The sequence below is a fragment of the Clostridium sp. 10cd* genome, assembly GCF_044336395.1.
Taxonomy (GTDB): Bacteria; Bacillota_I; Bacilli_A; order Erysipelotrichales; family Erysipelotrichaceae; genus Clostridium_AQ; species Clostridium_AQ innocuum.
The window spans coordinates 132,293-156,799 of record NZ_CP172347.1 but is presented as its reverse complement, the minus strand read 5'-3'; the positions used below and the strand labels follow the sequence as shown (position 1 = coordinate 156,799).

Annotated in this window: 24 protein-coding genes, 1 tRNA gene and 1 pseudogene; 8 read left to right on the top strand and 18 right to left on the bottom strand. The window is 42.5% G+C overall.

The features are described 5' to 3' along the window. Nucleotides 1–161 precede the first annotated feature (161 nt). Together ACG3M1_RS00740 and ACG3M1_RS00735 are read left to right on the top strand one after the other, a co-directional pair. Nucleotides 162–611 (top strand): GNAT family N-acetyltransferase, encoded by a 450-nt coding sequence (locus tag ACG3M1_RS00740; RefSeq protein ID WP_008818146.1) that lies wholly within the window; start codon nucleotides 162–164, stop codon nucleotides 609–611. Between the two features lie 442 nt (nucleotides 612–1,053). After that, nucleotides 1,054–1,578, top strand: a complete 525-nt coding sequence (locus tag ACG3M1_RS00735) for a DUF5662 family protein (RefSeq protein ID WP_009270147.1) — start codon at nucleotides 1,054–1,056, stop codon at nucleotides 1,576–1,578. Nucleotides 1,579–1,637: 59 nt separating this feature from the next. On the opposite strand, the gene ACG3M1_RS00730 is transcribed toward ACG3M1_RS00735, so the two are convergent. The 14 genes and pseudogenes from ACG3M1_RS00730 to ACG3M1_RS00665 form a co-directional block, all read right to left on the bottom strand. Beyond that, nucleotides 1,638–2,228, bottom strand: coding sequence for a transcription repressor NadR (locus ACG3M1_RS00730; RefSeq protein WP_009270146.1), 591 nt, complete (start codon nucleotides 2,226–2,228; stop codon nucleotides 1,638–1,640). A 12-nt stretch (nucleotides 2,229–2,240) separates the two neighbouring features. Beyond that, nucleotides 2,241–3,098 (bottom strand): carboxylating nicotinate-nucleotide diphosphorylase, encoded by an 858-nt coding sequence (nadC, locus tag ACG3M1_RS00725; RefSeq protein ID WP_008818144.1) that lies wholly within the window; start codon nucleotides 3,096–3,098, stop codon nucleotides 2,241–2,243. After that, nucleotides 3,067–4,284, bottom strand: a complete 1,218-nt coding sequence (locus ACG3M1_RS00720) for an L-aspartate oxidase (RefSeq protein ID WP_008818143.1) — start codon at nucleotides 4,282–4,284, stop codon at nucleotides 3,067–3,069. The genes nadC and ACG3M1_RS00720 overlap by 32 nt, the downstream gene beginning before the upstream one ends. Nucleotides 4,285–4,305: 21 nt before the next feature. Then, on the bottom strand, nucleotides 4,306–5,211 hold the full coding sequence (gene nadA, locus ACG3M1_RS00715; RefSeq protein ID WP_009270144.1) for a quinolinate synthase NadA: 906 nt from the start codon (nucleotides 5,209–5,211) through the stop codon (nucleotides 4,306–4,308). A 426-nt stretch (nucleotides 5,212–5,637) separates the two neighbouring features. Then, nucleotides 5,638–6,522, bottom strand: a complete 885-nt coding sequence (locus tag ACG3M1_RS00710) for a ParB/RepB/Spo0J family partition protein (protein WP_022299950.1) — start codon at nucleotides 6,520–6,522, stop codon at nucleotides 5,638–5,640. Nucleotides 6,523–6,534: 12 nt separating this feature from the next. Further along, on the bottom strand, nucleotides 6,535–7,317 hold the full coding sequence (locus tag ACG3M1_RS00705) for a ParA family protein (protein WP_002606836.1): 783 nt from the start codon (nucleotides 7,315–7,317) through the stop codon (nucleotides 6,535–6,537). A 15-nt stretch (nucleotides 7,318–7,332) separates the two neighbouring features. Further along, nucleotides 7,333–8,097, bottom strand: coding sequence for a ParB/RepB/Spo0J family partition protein (locus ACG3M1_RS00700; RefSeq protein WP_021420115.1), 765 nt, complete (start codon nucleotides 8,095–8,097; stop codon nucleotides 7,333–7,335). Nucleotides 8,098–8,108: 11 nt separating this feature from the next. Next, nucleotides 8,109–8,819 carry a 16S rRNA (guanine(527)-N(7))-methyltransferase RsmG gene (rsmG, locus tag ACG3M1_RS00695; RefSeq protein WP_008818140.1) on the bottom strand — a complete coding sequence of 237 codons (711 nt, stop codon included), beginning with the start codon at nucleotides 8,817–8,819 and terminating at the stop codon, nucleotides 8,109–8,111. Between the two features lie 1,291 nt (nucleotides 8,820–10,110). After that, on the bottom strand, nucleotides 10,111–10,728 hold the full coding sequence (locus ACG3M1_RS00690) for a hypothetical protein (RefSeq protein WP_008818125.1): 618 nt from the start codon (nucleotides 10,726–10,728) through the stop codon (nucleotides 10,111–10,113). A 219-nt stretch (nucleotides 10,729–10,947) separates the two neighbouring features. Then, nucleotides 10,948–11,628 (bottom strand): LytR/AlgR family response regulator transcription factor, encoded by a 681-nt coding sequence (locus ACG3M1_RS00685; RefSeq protein ID WP_008818124.1) that lies wholly within the window; start codon nucleotides 11,626–11,628, stop codon nucleotides 10,948–10,950. Between the two features lie 156 nt (nucleotides 11,629–11,784). Then, on the bottom strand, nucleotides 11,785–11,928 hold the full coding sequence (locus ACG3M1_RS00680) for a hypothetical protein (RefSeq protein WP_009270142.1): 144 nt from the start codon (nucleotides 11,926–11,928) through the stop codon (nucleotides 11,785–11,787). A gap of 18 nt (nucleotides 11,929–11,946) precedes the next feature. Then, nucleotides 11,947–12,317 (bottom strand): annotated as a pseudogene (locus ACG3M1_RS00675) (ChbG/HpnK family deacetylase); the annotation flags it as partial. A 71-nt stretch (nucleotides 12,318–12,388) separates the two neighbouring features. Further along, entirely contained in the window at nucleotides 12,389–13,093 is a 705-nt protein-coding gene (locus ACG3M1_RS00670) for an MBL fold metallo-hydrolase (RefSeq protein WP_009270140.1), read from the bottom strand. A 257-nt stretch (nucleotides 13,094–13,350) separates the two neighbouring features. Next, nucleotides 13,351–14,613, bottom strand: coding sequence for a UDP-N-acetylglucosamine 1-carboxyvinyltransferase (locus ACG3M1_RS00665; protein WP_002606828.1), 1,263 nt, complete (start codon nucleotides 14,611–14,613; stop codon nucleotides 13,351–13,353). A gap of 258 nt (nucleotides 14,614–14,871) precedes the next feature. On the opposite strand from ACG3M1_RS00665, the gene ACG3M1_RS00660 reads away from it, so the two are divergent. The 6 genes from ACG3M1_RS00660 (at nucleotide 14,872) to ACG3M1_RS00635 (ending at nucleotide 21,012) form a co-directional block, all read left to right on the top strand. Continuing rightward, a complete protein-coding gene (locus ACG3M1_RS00660; RefSeq protein ID WP_008818120.1) occupies nucleotides 14,872–16,356 on the top strand; it encodes a DUF1846 domain-containing protein in 1,485 nt (494 codons plus the stop codon). Nucleotides 16,357–16,490: 134 nt separating this feature from the next. After that, on the top strand, nucleotides 16,491–18,077 hold the full coding sequence (locus ACG3M1_RS00655; protein WP_224720928.1) for an aryl-sulfate sulfotransferase: 1,587 nt from the start codon (nucleotides 16,491–16,493) through the stop codon (nucleotides 18,075–18,077). A gap of 237 nt (nucleotides 18,078–18,314) precedes the next feature. Beyond that, on the top strand, nucleotides 18,315–19,523 hold the full coding sequence (locus ACG3M1_RS00650) for an IS4 family transposase (protein ID WP_395814686.1): 1,209 nt from the start codon (nucleotides 18,315–18,317) through the stop codon (nucleotides 19,521–19,523). Nucleotides 19,524–20,099: 576 nt separating this feature from the next. After that, a complete protein-coding gene (locus ACG3M1_RS00645) occupies nucleotides 20,100–20,459 on the top strand; it encodes an arsenate reductase family protein (RefSeq protein ID WP_009270137.1) in 360 nt (119 codons plus the stop codon). Between the two features lie 43 nt (nucleotides 20,460–20,502). Continuing rightward, nucleotides 20,503–20,865 carry a metal-dependent transcriptional regulator gene (locus tag ACG3M1_RS00640; protein WP_008818117.1) on the top strand — a complete coding sequence of 121 codons (363 nt, stop codon included), beginning with the start codon at nucleotides 20,503–20,505 and terminating at the stop codon, nucleotides 20,863–20,865. Between the two features lie 70 nt (nucleotides 20,866–20,935). Continuing rightward, nucleotides 20,936–21,012 (top strand) — tRNA-Pro (locus ACG3M1_RS00635). Between the two features lie 470 nt (nucleotides 21,013–21,482). Here the strand turns inward: ACG3M1_RS00635 and ACG3M1_RS00630 are convergent. The 4 genes from ACG3M1_RS00630 to ACG3M1_RS00615 form a co-directional block, all read right to left on the bottom strand. Next, nucleotides 21,483–22,250 (bottom strand): TatD family hydrolase, encoded by a 768-nt coding sequence (locus ACG3M1_RS00630; protein ID WP_021420181.1) that lies wholly within the window; start codon nucleotides 22,248–22,250, stop codon nucleotides 21,483–21,485. Nucleotides 22,251–22,268: 18 nt separating this feature from the next. Beyond that, the gene (gene mnmE, locus ACG3M1_RS00625; RefSeq protein WP_008818115.1) at nucleotides 22,269–23,600 is read right to left on the bottom strand and encodes a tRNA uridine-5-carboxymethylaminomethyl(34) synthesis GTPase MnmE; all 1,332 of its coding nucleotides are present in this window, start codon (nucleotides 23,598–23,600) and stop codon (nucleotides 22,269–22,271) included. An 80-nt stretch (nucleotides 23,601–23,680) separates the two neighbouring features. Further along, the gene (locus ACG3M1_RS00620; RefSeq protein ID WP_002606821.1) at nucleotides 23,681–23,935 is read right to left on the bottom strand and encodes a hypothetical protein; all 255 of its coding nucleotides are present in this window, start codon (nucleotides 23,933–23,935) and stop codon (nucleotides 23,681–23,683) included. 200 nt (nucleotides 23,936–24,135) lie between these two features. Next, the gene (locus ACG3M1_RS00615; protein WP_008818114.1) at nucleotides 24,136–24,495 is read right to left on the bottom strand and encodes a nuclear transport factor 2 family protein; all 360 of its coding nucleotides are present in this window, start codon (nucleotides 24,493–24,495) and stop codon (nucleotides 24,136–24,138) included. Between the last annotated feature and the right edge of the window lie 12 nt (nucleotides 24,496–24,507).

Genomic DNA, 24,507 nt, shown 5'->3' with positions numbered 1-24,507 from the left:
CAGGTGAAGTATGTTTGAATATTCATACAATATCTGTATAATGATGTTATAGAACGGCAAAGGAGGACCCCTATGTATATCCTTTATAATCCGGATATTATTTACAGTATGCTGTCAGAAAAAGATAAGCATATATTTTACAGAAAAGGACAGGTGTGACAATGATGAATATACGCTACAAAAGAATGGAGAGTCAGCATTTAGATGCAGTGGTAAAGCTGTACATAGACTATTATAATACCTATGAAGGAGGCTGCTGGACTTATGATAAAGCATATAAAAGACTCCATCAGCTCATGACGATAGAGGATGCGCTGTGTTTTATACAGATGGCTGATCATGCTATCAGCGGATTCGTCATGGGATATTTCAAAGAATTTGATGATTTGACCGGCTATTATCTGGAAGAAATCGTGATTGCCAGACAATTTCAAGGAGCACATCTTGGCACGCATTTTCTAAATGAAATGGAGAAAACCGTAAAAGAGAACGGTGCTTCCTTCATCGAGCTGCTCAGCGTAAATGATGAGATGCACTCGTATTTTTATACGAAAAACGGATACAGAAATGCAGAGAATATGATTTTCAAATGCAAACACTTCACACAGTAGCTGCAAATCGTATTATCGCATGTAATTTAAGTGAGTCATTAACAGCAGCTCCCGCATAAGCTGTTGTTTTATTGCCGGTAAAGCTTAAGAAAAAGCTTTCATGTAAAATCTTGCGAATAAAAGAACCTCTGCGAGGGACAGAGGTTCCGCATGAAGGCAGGTAATGGAAATGAAAAAATATTGTAAACATGATAGCTGTTTGTTTTTTTATAGGGATGGGGAAACATTCCATTACCTTTATTAAGATTTCACAAGCATTGCTTTGCTTGTGTCTATATCATACATCCCCTTTGTGAACACTACGTGAACGTTATATGAAAAGGAACAGAAATAAGCAATACATCCATTCGTAAATCGGGAAGCTTCATAAACTAGGGAAAAGAATTGTCTGAACAATTCCTATCGTGGTAAAATAGACTGGAATGTGAAAGGAGTGCAGATTATGAATAAGCTGTGGGGACATTTTAAAACAATAACTGCACACAAGCTTGCGGTCACAAAGCTGTGTTTTCGCTGTGGTTTATATAAACAGGGACTTCTGCATGATCTATCCAAATACACTCCTGTTGAATTTTGTGCAGGTGTGAAGTATTTCCAGGGAAATCGCAGTCCCATTGATTATGAAAAGGAAGTAAAAGGCTATTCCTTAGGCTGGCTGCATCATAAAGGCCGCAACAAGCATCACTGGGAATACTGGCTGGATAATGCCGTAGGCGGTATCCGTCCGGTGAAAATGCCGCTTCATTATATTGTGGAAATGTACTGCGACCGGACAGCCGCTTCCCGCATCTATATGAAGGAAAATTATCATGACGGAAGTGCGTACGAATACTTCATGAACGGCTATGACAATGTTATCATGCATGAAGAGACAAAGGCAATGCTGAAGATGATTCTGGAATATCAGCGTAATCATGGAACGGACGCTACTGTTGATTTTATACGAAAAGAGATACTGAAGAACTGAAATAAGTTTCAAATAGGCTCTTCCTACAGAGAAAACAAAGGCCAGAATGCAGCCTTTGTTTATTTTATATCCGGTATGCTTTCCTCCTCCAGCTCATAAGGCAGAAATTCCGCAAGCAGATGCTTCTGACGGAGATGCTCTTCAATTTCATCCAGTATTTCCTGTGAATCCGCTGTTACATGATGAAAGTGATAACCTGCGGTCACATTCATCAGTGGAGTTGATTTACCTGTCTTTAGATTTTCCAGTAAAACTGCCACATCCCGGCGGTTTCGGATACGCAGAGGCGCCGACATTTTTCCATAGGCTCTGTGATTCACCATCACATCCTCCACACTTCCTCCAAGATCAACAATCGTTTCCAGCTCTTCACTGATCTGCTCTGTTGTGTGACAGACCTTAAACAGGCGAACTGCTTTTTTTGTTTCATTCAATATATAGCCCCGTGCAGTGGCGATGATCGGATATCCCTCCGTACGCAGCAGAGCAATATCCTGTACCACGACCTGACGGCTGACACCGGTATCTCTTCCCAGTGCACCACCGGAGAGTGGACGGGAAGACTGCCTCATCATGGTCAGAATACGTTTTCTGCGCTGAGAGCCTGTCAAAGCTGTAGCCATAAGGCTGTCTGCTACTTTCTTATCCATATGATTTTCTCTTTACTCACCAAGGACGCTCAAATGCTTCAGGCTGATATCCAGAATCGGAGCGGAATGTGTCAATGCTCCACTGGATACATAATTCACACCGAGATCCTTCATCAGCTCAATGTTTTCTTTTGTGATATTACCGGAGCATTCCGTTTCTGCACGTCCGTCAATCAGCTGTACAGCCTCCTTCATCTGGGCAGGGGTCATATTGTCCAGCATGATAATATCTGCACCGGCCTCCACTGCTTCCTTCACCATGTCAAGATTCTCTGTTTCGACTTCGATTTTACGGACAAACGGCGCATGCCTTCTTGCGGCCTCAATTGCCTGCTTTACACCGCCTGCCGCATCGATATGATTATCCTTCAACAGCACCCCGTCGGATAAATTATAGCGATGATTTTTTCCGCCTCCGACAAGAACAGCATATTTCTCAAACACCCGCATGCACGGTGTTGTTTTTCTAGTGTCTACCAGACAGGTTTTAGAGCCTTCCAGCATATCCGCTACGTTTCTGGTATATGTGGCAATTCCACTCATTCTCTGTAAATAATTCAACGCAGTCCGCTCACCCGATAACAGAACACGAATATCCCCGTGCACCTTCCCCATCAGCTGACCGTTTGTGACCTTATCTCCATCTTTAACAAGGAAATCAACCTGTGTTTGCGGATCAAGCAGCGTAAATACACGCTCGAAAATCTGAAGACCGGCAATGATGCCGTCTTCCTTGCAAATAAGCTGAACCTCTCCTTCCTTATAATCAGGCATAACGGAGCAGGTTGTTACATCCTCACCGTTAATGTCCTCCTCTAAAGCAAGACGGATATATTTATCAGCAACAAGCTGCATCGTAATTGGATTCATATGCTTTTTTTCCTTTCCGGCAGACTGTTATGTTATCAGCTGCTCTTTTCGCAAAAACAAGACTCTCCAGCAGACTGTTGCTGGCAAGGCGATTCTTACCATGCACACCGTTACAGCTGGTTTCTCCTACAGCATACAGATGCTGCATGGTTGTCTCTGAATGACTTCCCACATGGATTCCTCCCATAAAATAATGCTGCGCAGGAACGACCGGGATACTTTCCTTTGTAATATCATAGCCTTCCTTACGGCAGGCCTCCTGAATATTTGGAAAATGACTTTGTATGGTCTCTTTCGGTACATTTTGAAAGGACAGCCAGACATGCTCGGTGCCGTCCTTCTTCATTTCCTCAAAAATAGCCTGAGATACGACATCTCTCGGCAGCAGCTCATTTACGAAGCGTTCCCCTTTTTTATTCAGTAAAATCGCCCCATCTCCTCTGGCAGACTCGGAAATCAAAAAGCTTCTTCCCTTTTTACGGCTGTACAGGCTGGTCGGATGAATCTGCACGTAATCCAGATGATCCAGCTGAATCCCATGCTTTTTACAAATGCGCAAGGCGTCTCCTGTAAGACTTGGATAATTGGTGGAATGCTCATACAAACCACCGATACCTCCTGTCGCAAGCACCGTATCCTCTGCATGAACATGAACAACCTGCTGCTCTTTGGTTTCCAGTGCAATCCCCTTGCAGACACCATGCTCAACAAGCAGATCACACATCCGGGCATGCTCCATAACAGTTATATTCGAACAGCTTCGCACATGCTTCTGCAGAGCCGTCGTTATTTCTTTTCCAGTAATATCCTTATGAAAGCAGATTCTCGCACGGGAATGTCCTCCCTCACGGGCATATCGCAAACTTCCATCCTCATTTTGTTCAAAGCGGACACCCAGCCGAAGCAGTTCTTCTATAATTGGTCTACTCTGCCGAATCATGATGTCAACACTCTCTCTGTTATTTTCATAATGGCCTGCACGCATGGTATCTTCAAAATAGGAAGTATAATCTTCTTCATCAGGAAGCACACAGATTCCCCCCTGTGCCAGCATGGAATCACATTCCTCCATATCCCCCTTACACACCATCAGTATTCGCATGGTATCCGGCAGATTTAAAGCTGTATAAAGACCAGCAACTCCACACCCTGCAATGACGGCATCATAATACATATCTGATTGCATAATTCGCCTCCTTAAGGCGGTTTACGCCGCAAGCTCCAGCATTCTGTTCAGGGTTGCCTTTGATGGCTCAGCGATATTTGAAGCTACAGCTGCACCATTTTCTCCAGTGCGCAGGACATGCAGAATACCATCCAGTGTAATCTTTTTCATATCCATGCATACCGGCTCTGTTTTCGGAAAGTAAAATGTCTTCTTAGGATTCTGCTTTTCAAGCTCATAGCGGACACCAATCTCCGTAGCAATGATAAACTCCTTTGCATTGCTTGCAGCAGCCTGCTTCAAAATCCCGGTTGTTGAACCGATATAATCTGCAATCGAAAGCACAGAGGCATTACACTCCGGATGAGCAAGCACTTCCGCAAGCGGATGCAGCTGCTTCAGCTCCTGGATTTCCTTTACCTTCATTTCCTCATGAACCGGACAGTATCCCTTTACCAGCATGACATTCTTTTCCGGAACCTGCTCTGCTACATAACGTCCCAGATTTTTATCCGGGATAAATAAAATATTCTGATTGGGCAGCTTCTTCACAATCTGCACTGCATTCGCTGAGGTGACGCATACATCTGACCATGATTTGATCTCAGCAGTCGAGTTGATATAGCATACAACTGCAAGGTCCTCATAGCGTGCCCTTACGTCATCAATCTCTGCTTTTGTTACCATATGTGCCATCGGACAGTCAGCAGATGCATCCGGCATCAGCACTGCTTTGTCCGGATTTAATAGCTTTCCACTCTCTCCCATGAAGGAAACTCCGCAAAAAACCAACACCTTATTCGTCAGTTTGGACGCCACCTTACTCAGATAGAAGGAATCTCCTACATAGTCTGCAATCTCCTGTACCTCTGCAGGTACGTAGTAATGTGCCAGCAATACGGCATCCTTTTCAAGCTTCAGCTGTTTAATTTCTTCCTGTTTTGTCATATCCTTTGATGATACCGCTAATATTTATGCAGTATCTTCATCTCCCTTTCTCTATACCGTTGTATCTGCCTCAGTATAGCATATATAATGACAGGTGACAAGACACATGTCTGATGATTTGTATAAATAATGACTGTTTGTAATACACATAATTCATACGAAAATAAAAAATGCAGAAAAGGACTTCATCTGCATAGAAAGGCTCATAAATAAAAAAAATCGAGTAATTTAAAAGGTTCTTTCTTTAAGGTGTATGCAAAAGGGAGAATACAACTTCTATTGATAAATACAATAGTGTTGCATTCTCCCTGTTTTATGTTTACCCACAATCGAGAAAGAAGCATCTGAAAGAGCCTGCTCTTTTTCCGTATTTCGTTTTTGATACTGCCTAAAATGAAATCGAAGCAGTTGGCTTTTGTTTTTTCTTTATTCTTCCTCAATGCCGCCCAGCATTTCCAGCAGGCGGTTTAAATCTTCATTGCCATCATAGCGTATAGTAATCTGCTTCTCATCAATGCGCACCCTTGTTTGGAAACGACTCTGCAGACGATCCTGTACCCTATCCAGATTGATATCCCGCTGCTTCTTCTCCGGTGCGCTTTTCGGTTCATTCATATTTTTAACCAATGTTTCCACAGCACGCACACTCAGATGAAGCTGAATGGCTTTTTTTGCCACATCCTCAATTTGTGATGCATCCTTTAAACCAAGCAGTGCACGCACATGTCCCATACTCAGCTGCTTGTCGATAACATACTGCTGTACCGATTTTGGAAGCTTTAACAGCCGCAGCATATTCGCCACATGCTCTCTTGACTTTCCAATCCGCTTCGCCAGCTCTTCCTGTGTATAGCCAAGCTTCTTGATCAGCTTTTCATAGCCCTGTGCTTCCTCAATGGCATTCAGATCCTCACGCTGAATATTTTCCAGCAGTGCGATTTCCATCATCTGCTGATCATCAAATTCCATTAGAATAGCAGGGATGGTTTTTAATCCGGCAACCTTGCTGGCCCGCAATCGGCGTTCTCCGGCAATCAGTTCATAGCCCTTAACGGCTTTCTTAACCAGAATTGGTGTAAAAACACCATGCAGCTTAATGGAATCAGCCAGCTCCTGAATCTTGTCATCATCAAAGTTTTTTCGCGGCTGATACGGATTCGGTTTTACATCCTTTACCTCAACCTCAAATTTGGAGTCCTCATGAACCTCAGTCTTTCCCTGCTGAATATCCTCCAGCACATTACCGACATCTTCACCAAAAATGGCAGACAATCCTTTTCCAAGTCTTGCGCTATTCTCTTTTTTCGGCATTCATCCACCTCCCTATCTGGCTTTTGCTTTCTTATTCATTTTCACAACTTCATTCGACAGCCCTGCATATGCTTTTGCGCCTTCACAGCGGACATCGTATTCAAAAATCGACATTCCTCTGGACGGTGCTTCACTCAGCTTGACATTTCTCGGTATGTAATTCTTATAAACGCGATCCTTAAAGTGCTGACGTACCTCCTGCTGTACCTCAACGCTCAGCTTTGTTCGCGCATCATACATTGTAAGCACAACACCCTCAATCATTAAATTGCGATTGAAGAGCTGCTGTACCAGACGAATGGTCAAAAGCAGCTGTGTAACTCCCTCCAGTGCATAATACTCACACTGTACCGGTATAATTACAGAATCCGCTGCAGTTAAAGCATTTGTATTCAACAGTCCCAAAGAAGGCGGACAGTCAATGATGATAAAGTCATATTCATCCTTGATCAGCTCCAGCTTATTCTTTAGCAGCTCTTCTTTTCCTACTTCAAATTTTACCATTTGCAAATCGGCTCCCGCCAGTGCAATACTTGCAGGAACAATATCGATTGGTGGAGATGTCAGCTTCTTCCGGATATCCTCCACCTTGTAATCCTCCATAATCAGATTATAAACAGAAAGCTTATCCTCACCGACCTCTGCACCGACACCCTGAGTGGCATTTCCCTGGGGGTCAAAATCGACCAGAAGCACTTTATTGCCAAGGTATCCCAAGCCTGCAGCAAGGTTAATTGATGTCGTCGTCTTACCTACGCCGCCCTTCTGGTTGGATACCGCTATGATTTTACCCATAAGATCATTTCCTTTCTATTTTGGAATGCGAATGGTAATGATTACTTCATCCTCATGTTCCTCTTCGTTTATTTCTGCCGCTGTACCGGCGCGATTCACCATACTGATCGCCTGATGGATCGTATTGATCGCGATTTTAATATTCTTGCTGATACCCTTCAGCATCACTTTTTTCTTTTCTTTTTTCGGTTGTGCCTGTTCCTTCAGCATTTTTTCCGTCTGTGCAACCGTCATGCCCTTTTTCACAATTTTTTCGAGGGCATCGTGCTGTTTTTCTTCATCCAGCCCAATCAGTGCCCGTGCATGCCGTTCACTGATTTTTTTAGTACTGACAGCCTCCTGCACATCCTCATCCAGATTCAACAGACGGATTTTATTCGCAATAGACGACTGACTCTTGCCGACACGCAATGCCAGCTGACTCTGATTCAGTCCGGAATATTTCATGATCTCCACATAGGATTTCGCTTCTTCAATCGCACTCAAATTCTCTCTCTGGATATTTTCAACCAGTGCCATTTCCGCCATTTGCACTTCATTGGCATCCATGATCAGAACTGGTACATCAACAGCACCGTTCAGCTTCAGTGCACGGAATCTTCGCTCACCTGCAATTATCTGATATCTTCCATCCATCTCGCGAACCGTGATTGGCTGAATCAGCCCGTTTTCACGAATGGATTGTGCCAGATCCATCAGCGCTTCATCATCAAATTCCAGACGCGGCTGATAAGGATTCGGCTCGACCAGATCAATATCCACAATTCTTGTATCTTTCATTCTATTCCTCCTCAAAGGGGATTTTTCTTCATCTGTGCAAACGGTCTCGGATATTTCTTCGGTGTCGGTCTCGTTTTTACAAAAACGAAATTAATCCGCTGTGATCCATCTGACAATGTATGCACATCCCTCTGCTTCATTTCACAACCCAGAAGTCGAATTGCTTTTTCAGCCAATGCGTATTCTTCATCCCCATTGGCACCCTTTAGTGCGAGGAAGCTGCCCTGCTTCTTCACCAGCGGTATGCAAAGCTCACTTAGTAGCGGCAGATTCGCCACGGCTCTTGCACTGACGATATCAAAGCTTTCCCGATGGTCCTTTGCATAGACCTCAGCGCGTTCATGTACACAGGTAACGCCCTTGAGCTGCAGCTTATCGCATAATGCATTTAAAAAAGTAATTCTTTTTCCCAGAGTCTCCACAATTGTCAGCTCCAGCTCGGGATATATGATTTTTAAAGGTATTCCCGGAAAACCTGCCCCCGCCCCGACATCACAGAAGCTGCCCTGTATCGACATATCAAAGGAAGGCAATATGGAATCCAGAAAATGCTTTTCATAAATCTCATCCGGATCGGTTATGGCGGTTAGATTTATCTTCTGATTCCATTCGATCAACATGGATGCGTACTCTTCAAACTGCCGAAGCTGATGCTCCTGCAATATCATACCGTGCTTTGCAAGCACCTTGGAAAAGTCTTCTTTATGAAATATATTGGACATAGTATCCCTCCAGCACCTACTATTATATCAAAGAACACTCTCTAACTAAACATTTTGTTTGTGAATTTTCCACATAGAGCAGCTCGTAATATGTAATCGCTTTATAACAGGGAGAAAAACAGATATATTGAACCTGTAGGCTATTGTCTTACTGCAACATGTAGGTAATAAAAGTTCTTTCTTTGAAATAGCTACGGGTTATCCATAGCATATGATATGAATGAAGTTCATACAGCAACAGTCCATATCTTGTGAGAACTCCAACAGCACTGTGATTCAAGTGGATAAGTGAAGCATTAAAAAAACCTCTGACAGCATTTCACATGTGCCAGAGGCTTTATCATTTACTTGTATTTTATCACATCCATTTCTTCTTATCTATGTCTTTGTATAAGATACAAATCTTAGGATTCAAATCAAATTACAATACATCATGACAAGCTTTCAATGAACGCTTCGTATTTGAACTATTAATGGAATCTGCAGTATTTTCTTTTAACCATATCTGTTGCAGGTTGCTGATTTGCTTTATCCCTGCTTCTTACGTAATCTGCATTCCTCCTGATGCTTTCTATATTTTTTCCTGACTTTGCCGGAAGTGATGGTTCTTATGATATCCTTCCAATCTCATCAGTTTAGATAGTTTCAGGTTTCTTATGACATCTTTTTGTTAACCGGATACACATCCTGATCTTTGTAACGGACAACAATTCTCATGTTTCGTTTCTCATCAGTTTCTCCTTAAACGCTTGCTTTCCCATCAAATCATAGTCCAGCCGGTCATAAGATATAGATCTATTTACTTAACCATCGATATTCAACAGCCGTTCGATTTGTCTACTTGTATTAACATTCAAATTACCTTGGAGTTTTCTGTTTTACCAGTTGATACAATCACTCATATCATTTCCTGATACCTTGTCTGCTGTCACCAGTTCTTCTTCAGGCTTAAACTTTCGATGATCCACACCGTATTTCCGTTTTACGTTAGATTATTATGATATTCGAATAACTTTCTTTTCACTGACAAGCTCCTATACAAGAAACCCTTTCACGCATCAGCTTCTAATGACAAGTTCCAGAATAATCTAACTAGCTAACTGTCCCATTTTCTCACCGCTCTCTTTTCTTTGTTATTTCTTTTACACCTTTATTATATTCGCTGAACAGCTGCTGTAAAGGGTTGTGGAATAATTTGCAGAAATTTGGAATAATTGGTAATTTACCTACGTTATACTTCCCATAATCTCATTTCTACTAGAATCCCCAAGCAATATTAGAGTCCAAATTTTCAATGATAGGCAGGGGATGTAACGATAATCTTTATTGTTTTATATGCCTGATTCCCATGCCCGTCATACGCAGATATATGAACAGTATGAACGCCAACAGCATCCTCATCAAAACTACAGGTCTGGTTATTTTCATCACAGGTATATTCATAATAGCGGTATGCTTTATCCCCATCTTTTTCCTGCAAATCAAACACCACCTTATCATAGGGTCGAACATCATAAACCTTCAGGTAATCACTTAATCTAACGTTGGGATCACTTTCTATTTTCACTGGTCCCGTATATTTTATAATTGGAGGATCCCTGTCAACAATTGTCAAATTGAAAGCCCGGCTTGTCTTATACCCATTGCAGCTAACTGTTACCGTAAGCAACTGTTCTTTATTGATAATGGAATCATCATAATGAAACAGGACAGTCGCATCCCTGGCAGAAGAATCTAATTCTACAAAATCTTTCTCGGCCAGTGACTCTCCCCAAAGTATTTCTCTTGGGCTATCTTCCTTAATGAAATGAATAGCTTCTTCTATACCTCTCATCCACGTTACATAGCAAACAACACCAAAAGCCATACAAAGTAATAAGATGAAAAGAATAATTGACTTCTTTCTCATAGTACCATTTGAATTGAACCACTACCAGGCCAATAGGTCGATTTTACATCAATAGAAACAAATTGCGCAGAAGATACTCCGTTATAGTTAACTGCTAACTTTCCCATCTTTTCACCGCTCTCTTTCTTTTGTAATGCCGTTTACACGTTTATTATATACAACATCGCATATATGTAAATTTTTTTGGAATAATTTACAGGTAAATGGAATTTTGTGATCTTACTCTATTAAGCTATGGAAGGCGCTTAATACCTCTGCTTTCTTCGATCTGGAAATGGGCAGATGCAACGATGGCAGCATGACCATATCATTCTCAATTTTCATAATATACATAATATTTACCAGATAGCTGACATGAATCCAGAGAAAGTTATACGGTTTAAAGATTTCATAGGCATCCTTCATATTCTTACGTTCACGGAATTCCCCGCGCCGTGTATGATATACAAGCAGCTTTCCTTCTTTCTCAATATAATAAATATCGCTGATTTTCAATGGCACCTTTACATTGTTATAAGAGAACAAATACTCATCCTGATTGCGGAGAAGCTTTTGCATATGAGGAAGAATTCTCTCCATCTCTGATTGGAGATGTTTTCGTTCCACATAAAATATACGTGAAAACGGAAGAATCTGCTGTTCGGATGCACTGATTTTCGCCTTTGTATAGATGATGATACGCTGAGGCTTACGTAAAACAAAGGATTGTGTTATTCTGGGAACTTCCATTTTTTCATGAAAAATTACGACATGAAATTCCTTCTCCGCCTCCGCTTTTGCGAACTGGGATATCTTTTTAAAGCAGTAGAAGCAGCAGTCCTCCTCCTGCAGGTACTGTACAAGAGAAAACATGATGTTTTTCGCAGCCTCTTCATTTTCCAATATCGCTATTCTCAGCATAAGCATCACCCCCGTGTCGTTATGTTTTATACTTCCTTATAGGTACACAATTGTATCTGATATCGCTGAAGCAGAGCAGCCGCTTCTTCACTGCACAGGATTTCCAGCTCCTTCATGCGCTTCCATGAATATGAGGTTGTTTCATACAGAAACTGATCAATATAGGCGGGATGGCACATCAAATCCGTCACCTACTCCGGAATCATAGAAATCCATGCAAAGCTGCGCATGCGGAAAGGATACGGGATATGCAAAGCCGCCGCGAAATGGCAATGCATATTCCTTATTCAGTCTTTCCATCACCTTCTGCAGCTTTTGAGTTGTATGAATGTGGTGATGAGAATCCAGATGATCAATCCGAATACCATGCGCAAGAACACAGCTATCTGTGCCTTTAATTCTTCATACATTTCCGATTCACTATAACCTGCAACATCATCCTGTTTGTGGAAATAGCCGGTTTCCGTAACCAGGGTTTGATGTGTGGATAGCAGCGGACGATAACAGGTAAGATTCAGATGAACACCCACAGCCATATCCGGATGCTCGTGATACAGCTGAACTGCATGGGCAAAGCCGGGCATATTCGCCATAATTGAAGTCGATGTGACAATTCCCTCCTGCATAGCCTTTAATATGCCATGATTTACCGCCTCACTGAAGCCGAAATCATCCGCATTCACAATCATTCTTTTCATTTGTTTCTCCTCCTTTTATACAGCTTTATTATACGCCGTTTATAGGAAAGAGTATATGGAAACTAGCGGTTGTTCAGCATTGCGTATTTATATGCCAGCATAATTATCTGATCTGCATGGCTGCCGATCACCGGTATACCGTGTCCGCCGGCTACCATATCCGGATGCAGCTGAAGCCGCCAGAGCTTTTGAAAGCTTTCCAGCAAACGTAAGCCGTCATATGCCATATCGCCTTTCCATCCGGTATAGGCTGCTTCACCGGTTTCTCCATCCGCAAAAAACATGTCACCGCTGAAAAGCACTGCCTCCTTATCCAGCATTACATAATAAAGCATGGAGCCGCTGGTATGTCCCGGCATGCGCAGTGCATGGATACACAGACCTCCTACGGAAATATCCATATCCTCGTGAATACATACATCCGGATGACACGGTGGCATCACATGGTTGGTAAATGGGCTTTCCGGGCCGAAATTTCCGGTGATCATATTCATTTCATCACCCGTCCCTACATAAATTTGTGCCCCCATGCTTTGAAACCAGGAAGAACTGCCCGCATGATCATCATGACCGTGCGTCAAAAGAACATGCGTGATTTTGTGTTCGGATATATTCCAGTAAGCCATATTCTGCCGTATGATATCCAGTGCATCATATCGTCCGCAGTCAATCAGAATATAACCGCTGTCATGCTGAAGGGCATAGACATTTCCCAGCTTGCCATATACACCTCCGGAAAGTAGATACAGATGTTCTCTTAATTTCATATACATTCTCCTATCTGCCATATTTCACAGGAAACAAGACCCTGTATTAAGGACAGTATATCATATTCGAAGGTCTGCCTGCGATTTTTTTCTATGCGCAGTGAAGGCTGGTTGCCTAACCCTTTAACATTTCTCGTCTCATTTTCGCAGAATAGAAACTTCCATATCCGGCAGAATGAATAAACGGAAGCACCACTGCCTGCGGTAATTCAGGAATCGAAAAAAGAACCGCCGTTACCAGCCGTTCTTCTCTTTGCTTATTCTACTGTTTCTCTCCATATTTTTGCGCCGAGAGCTGTAAGCTTTTCATCGATATGCTCATATCCGCGTTCAATATGATAGATGTTGTGTATGGTTGTCACACCATCTGCGATCAGTCCTGCAATCACAAGACAGGCACCGCATCTTAAATCTGTCGCATAGACCTCGGCACCGGATAACGGTGTTGGCCCATTGATAAAGGAGCTCGGTATCATTACATTGATGTTTGCCCCCATCTTATTTAATTCCTGACAATGCTTAAACCGTTCTGTATAAATCGTTTCCGTTACAATCGACTGTCCCTGTGCCTGCGTCAGCAGTGCTGTCAGCGGCTGCTGAATGTCTGTCGCAAAGCCCGGATATGGCAGTGTCTTGATATCCGCAGCCTTTAAGTCCCTGGAAGCGCGAATCACCACATTATCCACACCGATTTCCAAATCTGTACCGATTTCCTTCAGCTTGGAAAGCAGTGCCTCCAGATGATGCGGAATAATATTGTCGATACGTACCTCCTTTGCGGCTGCGGCGGCAAGCACGATATACGTGGCAGCCTCAATTCTGTCCGGGATGATTTCATGAAAGCATCCGGCCAGCTGATCCACACCGTCAATCGTAATAACATTTGTACCGGCACCACGGATATTGGCACCCATTTTATTCAGCAGTGTTGCCACATCAATAATCTCCGGTTCCTTGGCGGCATTCTCAATCGTTGTTCTTCCCTTTGCATGAACGGCAGCCATCATAATATTGATGGTCGCTCCCACACTGGCGATATCCAGAAATATCTTGGTTCCTGTCAGCTGTGGTGCATCCAGAATATAGGAGCCGTGGTCATAGCGTATTTCAGCTCCTAATGCTTCAAAGCCCTTTAAATGCAAATCAATCGGTCTGGGTCCCAGATAGCAGCCTCCCGGCATTTTAATTTCCACATGGCCGTATTTGCCCAGCAGTGCTCCCATGAAATAATAGGAAGCGCGAAGTTTATTTACAGCGTCCTGTACCAGAGGACGATTTTCCATTGAAGTTGGATCTATAACAATGGTATCAGAAGAACGGATGTCCACCAGAACACCCAGATCTCTCAGCAGTACAGACAGGGATTGTACATCAGATATTTCAGGAACTCCACAAATAGTAACTGGTCCATTTGCCAGAATGGCGGCCGGGATCAGTGCAACCGTGGCATTTTTCGAACCACTGATTCTAACTGTCCCCTCTAATGCATGCTTTCCTTCAATCTTTATAACTTCTTCCATGACAATTCTCCTTCCAGTATTACTATTTTATTGTGATTTACTGTTCGCGTGATTCTTTACAGGCGCAAAAGTGCATTATTATTATAAAGCATTTCAGGACAGATATCTATATAAAAAGAAAAATCTTAAGAACTTGTCATTTCCTGCATACGAATCCGCTGTACATCATAAAATATTCCCGATTTTTTCCCATTTAATTAGTAAATGCATGTCTTTTTTGGTATAATACGAAATAGTGGGTTGAAAAGGAGTGGAACGATGAAAGAAGTGGCATTTGATAATGACAAGTATTTAAAACTGCAATCCAAGCACATCTTGGAACGGATCAGCAATTTTGACAATAAATTATATCTGGAGTTTGGCGGAAAGCTGTTTGATGATCACCATGCTGCCAGAGTTCTGCCGGGATTTCAGCCGGATAGTAAACTGGAAATGCTCCTTGAGCTGAAAGAGGAAGTGGAAATCGTCATTGCGGTATCCGCGAATGATATAGAGAAAAACAAGATACGAAGCGATATGGGCATCACCTATGATGTTGAGGTGCTGCGTCTGATTGATGCATTCCGTGATACCGGGCTGTACGTCGGCAGTGTTGTCATCACACAATATGCGAATCAGGCTTCCGCAGATACCTTTAAAGCACATCTGGAGCATCTGGGTGTCCATGTTTATCTGCATTATCCAATCGCAGGGTATCCGAACAATATACCTTTGATCGTATCCGATGAAGGCTACGGCAAGAATGAATACATAGAAACAACAAAACCGTTGATCGTTGTAACGGCACCGGGACCCGGCTCCGGTAAAATGGCAACCTGCCTGTCTCAGCTCTATCATGAGCACAAACGCGGGATCAAGGCGGGATATGCGAAATTTGAAACCTTCCCGATCTGGAACCTTCCGCTGAAGCATCCGGTGAATCTGGCATATGAGGCTGCAACTGCGGATTTAAACGATATCAATATGATCGACCCGTTCCACCTGGAGGCATATGGCGAAACGACCGTGAATTATAACCGTGATGTTGAAATCTTTCCGGTTCTGAATGCCATGTTTGAGAAAATCCTTGGAACAAGCCCTTATAAATCTCCAACGGATATGGGTGTGAATATGGCAGGCTACTGCATTATGAATGATGAGGCCGCAAAGCGTGCCAGCAGCGATGAGATCATACGCCGCTATTATAAAGCCAGAGTAGATTATAAAAAAGGACATACGAGTGAAGATACCATCGGTAAGATAGAAATCATCATGTCACAGGCGAACATTCAGCCTGAGGAGCGAAATGTTGTGAAACCCGCACTGGATAAATCTGAAGAAACAGAGGCACCGGCTGTGGCAATCGAATTGCCGGACGGGCGGATCGTAACAGGAAAAACAACCTCATTGCTGGGGGCAAGCTCTGCTGCTTTGCTGAATGCATTGAAGGCACTGGGTAATATTAACGATGAAATTCCGCTGATTTCACCAAACATCATCGAGCCGATTCAGAAGCTGAAGGTGAATTCTCTGGGAAATCATAACCCGAGACTGCATACGGATGAAATTCTGATTGCGCTATCCATCAGTGCAACCACCAATCCGGTATCACATCTAGCCCTGCAGCAGCTGGATAAGCTGAAGGACTGTGAAGCACACAGCACGGTGATTCTGTCCCAGGTGGATGCGAATACCTTCCGCAAGCTGAATGTCAATCTGACATGCGAAGACAGATATCAGACGAAAAAGCTATACCACAGATAATATGGACAGTCCCTTCGGACTGTCTTTTTAACTGCAGCAGGATTCACATGGTATTGCCCTTATTTTTGAAAAGCGTTCACAGCTGCTTCAGAAAAACTTCACAGAGCATTGATACAATAGCTGTGGTGATAAAAATGAACAAAAAGAAAAGAAGTGCTATGATTTTAACGATTGCAACGGTATCTCTATGTCTGGTGGCCTGGCTGTCCAAGCCAAATACGACAAATACGATTGGCAGTATTGTTTCCGGAAAGACAGCAGTAAAGGAAATTTATAATGTGGAAAAGCAGAATACCATTCGTAAAACTCTGGATGAACAGATTGCACAGGGGAGCCACAGCGAAAACAATGCTTTGATGGTCTATAATCCGTTTGGTACAAACACACTTTCCATGTATACTTATTTCACAACTGCACAGGGGGCGAAAATCAGCTACACGATCCATGTGGAGGATGATAAGATTGCGGATTTCACACGCACATTGAACAGTGATTATACACGAACACACGAATATCAGCTGATTGGTCTGATACCGGATCACGAGAATACGATTACCCTGCATATGGAATATGAAGACGGTACGAATAAGGATGTCACATATACCTATACCTGCGGCTCCCTAAGAGGAAACGAATCCATTCAGCTGGAAGCAAAGGAAGGTAGCAGCAGAGAAGAGCTCAGCGATGGTCTGTATGTTATTCTCGGTAATGACAGTGATGAGGATGACTTCATGTATTATTATGATAACAACGGTATCCTGCGCGGTGAGGTTCCAATTGAAGGCTATCGCTCACACCGTCTGCTGTTTGCGAATGAACGCATGTATTACAGTATCAGTACAAATAAGATGGCTGAGATGGATGCACTGGGACAGATAACCAATGTATTTGATCTGGGAAACTATGATCTGCACCATGATTACGTCTTTGATGATAATGGAGATATGCTGATTCTTGCGACCGATACGACAAAGGATACGGTTGAGGATATGATTATCCGCCTTGATGTTTCCAGCGGTGCCGTGTCTCAGGTCGTGGATATGGGGGATTTGTTTCCTACCTATAAGGCCTCAGTATACGACAAAGACAACGACGAGCTGGATTGGACGCACCTGAATACCATTCAGTGGATGGGAGATAACGAAATTCTTGTGAGCAGCCGGGAAACAAGCACCATCGTCAAAATCACGGATATCTATGGCACACCGGAAATAGATTATATGATGGGAGAAAAGACCTATTGGGAAGACAGTGACTATGCAGATTTGCTGCTGGATAAGGCAAACAGCTTCACCTCACAGACCGGACAGCATTCCATAACCTATGTGGAAGACGATTCTCTGGCTGATGGTCAGTATTATCTGTATATGTTCAATAATAATTTCGGATACTCTTCCACGAATACAGCCTATGACTGGAGTCAGCTGAATATCCCTACCGAGGTGAAGGCAGAGGATGCTGTTAGCAAATATTACAAATATCTGGTAGATGAAAGCAAGGGCACCTATGAGCTTGTGGATACATTTGATGTTCCGTATTCTCCCTATGTATCCAGCGTGCAGAATATCGGTGGCAATACTGTTGTGGACAGTGGTATGGCATTTAATTTCCAGGAATATGACAGTGACCATACGCTGATTCGTTCCTTTACCATGGAGGGTGAAAAGTATATTTACCGGGTTTATAAATACACCTTCGACGGCTTTTACTTCAATCAGTAAATTTATTGGGTACATCACAGTCAATGTCATTAAGTTAAAGAAAAATAGATGAGAGACATTTATACAAAAAGTATAGGTGTCTTTTTTATTTAGGCTTGACAAAATCAGAAAAATCGTGCGCTCCGTTACACTTCGCGCTTTTGTAAGGTATAGGAGGTGATCTTATATGATCCTTAGTAATAATTTCAATGCTTGTTCTACCTTCATATCTGATAAAAGAATTGAGGGGATTGTGGTATGATCTCTATCCATAAAACACTTTTCAATTCTTTGGATAAGATTTTAAATAAGGCGGATCGTTTGAAATATGATCAACATTTTGTCACACATGAAAGTTCTGATTTCACTCGTAAATCTAGAAAGCTATCTTTTAAAGATACTATTTCATTCATCTTATCAATGGCGGGTAAGCCTATCCGGGAAGAACTACTTGATTTTTTCCATTACTCAAATAATCCCCCAACTGCCTCTGCACTTGTCCAGGCACGTTCTAAAATTTCTTCACGTGTTTTTCAATATATTTTGAATGAACTGAATAAAGCATTTCCACCTGATAATTTATATAAGGGCTATCATCTTATTGCGGTCGATGGGTCTGAAATGCAAATACCACTTGATTTTAGTGATCCCGATACGTTACATAAAAGTGCATCGAAAGGAAAATTTCTATCTGCTTTTCATCTTAATGTCAGCTATGATGTTTTAAACCATCGTTATTTAGATACGATCGTTCAAGGGATTCATAGTAAGAACGAGGTCGAAGCCATGTGGAAAATAGTTGAACGTTTTCACGATGATAATGCTATTTTTATCGCAGATAGAAATTATGCAACCTGGAATACTATGGCACATATCATACAGTCGGGTAAGTCCTTTTTGATACGTGTGAAAGATATACACTCGATTTCCAGTCTTTTAAGAAAATTCAATCTGCCAGATGAAGAATTTGATTTGGATTTACATATCACATTGACAAGAAAACAGACCAAAGATATAAAATCTCAACCAGAGAAATATCGTTTCTTATCTACTACATCTACGTTTGATTTTATTGATGAACATAATCCTGAGTATGTACTTCATTTCCGTGTAGTTCGATTTAAGCTGGATGGTAGTGAAGAATATGAATCCATCATCACAAATTTAAGCCGGGATGAATTTAGTAAGGATGAAATAAAAGAAATATACAATACTCGATGGGGTATAGAATTATCGTTCCGTGACCTTAAATTTTCAGCGGATCTGTGTGCTGTTCATGCGAAAAAACGAGAAAGCATCCAACAGGAGATTTGGGCAAGGATGATACTGTATAATATATCTTTTATTATGGCTCATCATATAATAAATAAAAAGCCAAAGGGAAAGGGTAAGAAAAAAAAGTATTCTTATGCGATAAACAAAAAAAATGGCGATACATCATTGTCGCTATTTTATCCAGCATTATAAAAGAAAAGGCGGTCACCCGCCTGATCTTGAAACTCTCATTTCACAAGATATCTTACCAATCCGCCAAAATCGAAAATGTAAGAGGCTTATGAAATCACAAACGCTAGTATGTTTCAACTACCGCTTTTCTTAATACGATATAGTTATAACTCAAAAGTTTATAAATTGCTTGAAAAATCTTCTTTTTGTCATGCATTTTTTTCAGAATACTCTTAATCCTATCAGAATGAGATAAAATAAAACCGCATCCTGTTTGTTTTCATCCTCTTAACTTAATGACATTGACATCACAGTACCCTTTTTTTGTTACCGGCTTTTAACAGGAACCGGGATATCACCTTATGAATGTTTATACGATGGCTGGAAACGGATGTAGGCATGCTTTACCAAAAACATGCCGCAATTCATGATGTATGAAATCCTTTGCATGTTTATCGAAAGCAGATTGCATTTCTACCCGATATATATATAGGAATTATTCATTACATTTGCTTATTGTACCCTTCCTACAGGCAATGTATTTGCAATTTCATGTATTCTTGGTTATGATTATAAAAAAGATGGGAGACTGAAATTATGCGTATGCTGTTTATTGAATATCCAACCTGCTCAACATGCAGGAAAGCAAAGAAATATCTGCAGGATGCCGGAATGGAGCTGGAAATCCGCCATATCGTTGAAGAAACACCTACTGTGGAGGAGCTTCGTGCGTGGGTAAAACAGAGTGGACTGGAATTAAAAAAATTTTTTAATACCTCCGGAAATGTTTACAAGGAGCTGAAGCTGAAGGATCGCTTGAAGGCGCTTAGCGAGGAGGAGCAGCTGAATTTACTTGCCGGCAACGGTATGCTGATCAAGCGTCCGCTGCTGATTTGTGAAAAAGGAATCGCGGTCGGCTTCAAGGAAGATAAATATAAAAATTTATGTTCAGAATAACAAATATGTGGTATATTGATGAAAAGGCATTGAGGTGATAAAGGTGATATTAGGTGAATCGTTGGAGGATTATCTGGAAACACTGCTGATCCTGGATAATGAAAACGGCAAGATCCGTTGTGTGGATGTGGCAAAAAAAATGGATGTTTCCAAGCCAAGTGTGAATAAGGCTATGAATGTATTAAAGGAAAAAGGACTTGTTCAGCAGGAAACCTATGGGGATATTCATTTTACTCCGGAGGGAAGAGAGCTGGCTGTCAAGGTGTATCAGCGTCATACGACTATTCGTTCCTTTCTGGAGGATGTACTTGGTGTTGCACCGGATACAGCAGAGGAAGAAGCCTGTCATATTGAGCATGTGATCAGCGAAGATACCTTCCAGAAAATCAAAAATTTCAAAAGATAGCGCTTTTTTATGAAAATGCGCTTTTTTTGTTGCATATTTTCATAAAACGGAATAAAATAGTATAGGACATCGGGATGTAGCACAGCTTGGTAGTGCGCTTGCTTCGGGAGCAAGAGGTCGCAGGTTCAAATCCTGTCATTCCGACCATTTCTGCTGATAAGCCTTTGAAAAAAGGCTTTTTTTTTCATAACATATGCTTATCCATGGATAAGTCCTTTATCAGAAGACTTACATAGCGTTTTTCCCTAATCATGCAGTTGTGTAATTCTGTGCTTGGAAATAGCGCTGTAGCAGGAATCAAATCCGCATTTTCAAATTCAAGCAGTGTGTCTCATACATATCAATACCTGATACAGAGGCAAGGCAATCCTGATGTAATACATGCTGTACCCTGCTTACCAGTACCTGATGACTGCTGAAAAGGTAGACGACTTCTATAAATCGTCTACCTTTTTTGAATACTTCTATCAAAAGCAACAGCAGGCAGGATGCCTCATGCGCGAAAGGTTTTCTCTTATGCACATAACAGCATTTTCTTTATCAGCCGCTCTTTCCATCTGTTGGATAGGTGACTTTCTTTTTTTACAATTTAAGATGTCCATCAGCTGCCGGTATACTTATTTTAAAAATAATTCCTCATAATTTTTCCGCAGCTGCTCTGCCGCCAGATCTTTCTCCACCGCTTTGATTTCACACAGCTTGTCAAAGGTATATCTGACATACATCGGCTCATTCTGCTTGCCCCTGAACGGATGCGGCGTCAGATAGGGACTGTCAGTTTCCACAAACAGCCGGTTCAAAGGAAGCGCTTCTACAGTAGCCGGAGCCCCTCTTGAGTTTTTAAATGTAAGCGGCCCGCCAAAGGATATATAAAAACCGATTTTTATCAGCTCCATAGCCACTTCCTTACTTCCGCTGTAGCAATGCATGATCCCCTTCAGCGGACCCATATCCTTCAGAATGTCCAGCGTATCCTTCGTTGCCTCTCTCATATGAATAAGAATCGGTTTGTTATATTTTTGCGCAAGCCTGATCTGCCGGATAAAGCCGGTCTTCTGGTCCTGCGGCTTTACATCATCCCAATGATAATCCAGTCCGATTTCACCGACGGCAATAATGCGCTCCTGTTTCAGCAGCTCCTCCAGCCGCTCATAATCGGCTTCCTGAAAAGCGTACAAATCGTTCGGATGAAAGCCCAGTGCGATATCAAAGCGCTCCGGTTCGCGCTCCTTTAGCTGCTGTGCACGCTCATATTCAGTAAAATCCGTACAGATGATGAGCATTTTTTCTATTCCTGCCTGCCTTGCATTCTCCAATACCTCGTCAATGCGCTCATACAGGGCATCACAGGTGATATGACAATGTGTATCGATCAATGTATTCATAACATTTTTCCCTCCTGCTTATTTCCCCAGACAGAAATTGGAGAATAAGGTGTCGAGTAGATCCTCACGATGGACTTCCCCGAGTATCTCCTTTAAGGCTGTATAGGCTTCCTGTATATCGATAGCAACGATATCCAGCTCCATTTTCGACTTCATGGCAGCAAGCGCCTGCCGCATACAGCTCTCTGCCTTCATCATTAAAGAGATCTGGCGCTCATTTTGCAGCAGCGGCTCCTGCAGTACCAGCTGATGACTGTCGAACAGTTCATGTATCTTTGCCATCAAAGGCTCAATCTCACCACTGACTGCGGATATGCATATGCCCTCACAGCGATGGGAGATATCGGTTTTATTGTATACAATGATACGCGTCTTATCCTTCGTCAGCTCCAGCAGATCCTCATCCTGCGCATCCAGTGCATGGCTGCTGTCCAGTACGACGATTACAAGCTGTGCCTCGGAAATTGCCTGTAAGCTTCGCCGGATACCGATTTGTTCCACAACATCCTCTGTATCCCGTATTCCTGCCGTATCAATCAGATTCAGAGTCAGTCCCTGCAAATGGATATGTCCTTCCACTATATCGCGTGTTGTTCCTGCGATATCTGTCACAATCGCCTTCTCTTCCTCAAGCAGCGCATTCAAAAGGCTGCTTTTCCCGACATTCGGCTTACCGACAATTGCTGTTTTGATGCCCTCCTTCAACAGCTGACCGCTCTGTGCACGGTCCAGAATTTGCCGGATACGCACCATCCATTCCTCAGCCTTTGGCTGAATGATGTCGCTGCTCAGCTGCTCCACATCATCATACTCCGGATAATCGATGTTTACCTCAATGTTTGCGATAATATCCAGCAGATCCTGAATCAGGGGCTCCAGCAGCTTTCTGACGCTTCCGCGAATACCCTGCACAGCCATGCGTGCATTTTCATCGGTATCTGCCTGTATCATGTCATTCACAGCTTCTGCCTGCGTCAGATCAATCCGGCCGTTTAAGAAAGCACGCTGTGTAAATTCACCGGGATTCGCAAGACGTGCGCCATGCGCAAGACACAGCCGCAGAATTTTCTTTGTGATAAACCGTCCGCCATGACAGTTTATTTCTACGATATCCTCACAGGTAAAGGTCTTCGGTGCACGAAAAACACTGACAAGCACCTCATCAATCAGTTCATCGTGCTCCTGATCATAAACATAGCCATAGCTGATCGTATGGCTTTTTTTCTCTCCTACATTAAAATTCAGAATGCTGTCCGCAATCGACAAGGCATCCGCTCCACTCATTCGGATGATGGAGATTGCCCCATCCACTGCCGCTGTGGAGATTGCGGCTATTGTATCATTCAACATAAAAACACCTGCCATTTACTACGTAATTGTATCACAAAAAGACGAGAAAAAAAGGTTATTTACTCAATAACCCTTTCGTCCTACTGATCACTGTTCATGCAGTCTGCCGAGGTTTCCCCATCCCGGCTGCGCGCGGAATTGTGAATACGGCATTTCAGCCGATACACCAGGAACAGGAATATTGCGTAGCCGGTGGCAGCCAGCGCCAGTATTGTATAATAATATGCAGATGGCAAATGAAGGTATCGGGCACTGAGATAGGCGAGCAGATACACACCGGGTACGATTGCCATGAGCCAGCATGCAAGGCTGGTAAGACTTGTCGCAAACTTCATGAAACCAGCTCCTTTTACAATGCATACTTCCACCGAATGGGACGAACAGCAGAAGCTCTTCCATACCTATGATGATAGTATCCACCATCTAACATCTATATGATAATTTTATCCGTCTGCTGAAACAATTACAATGTATCGAACGGCGGTCAGAAGCTCCGTGAATGGTGAGATAAAAAGACAGGGAATGCATGCATTCCCTATCTGCTTTTTAACAGCTCTTTTCTCCATTCCGGGACTGCTTCCACAGCAGTCCAATACTCACGCAGGGCAGTGATTTTCCCTCCCTGTATTGTGAAGAAACCAATGGCAAGAAAGGATACTTCCTGTCCCTTCACCATTGTTTCACTTATAATCATATCCCCTGTTTCATAGCATTTCAGAACCTCTTCCTCCCATTCTCCGGGATAGGCTTCATTTACAGCTATAAATTCATCAAGGGTAAAGACTTCCTCCGTATTGGGCCATGTAATTTCTGCAGTATCACAGAACAACTCTCTTACATCTTGAAAACGCAGCTCATGTATTGCATTCCAGTAAGCATGTACGATGCTTTGCATACTATGCTCCTC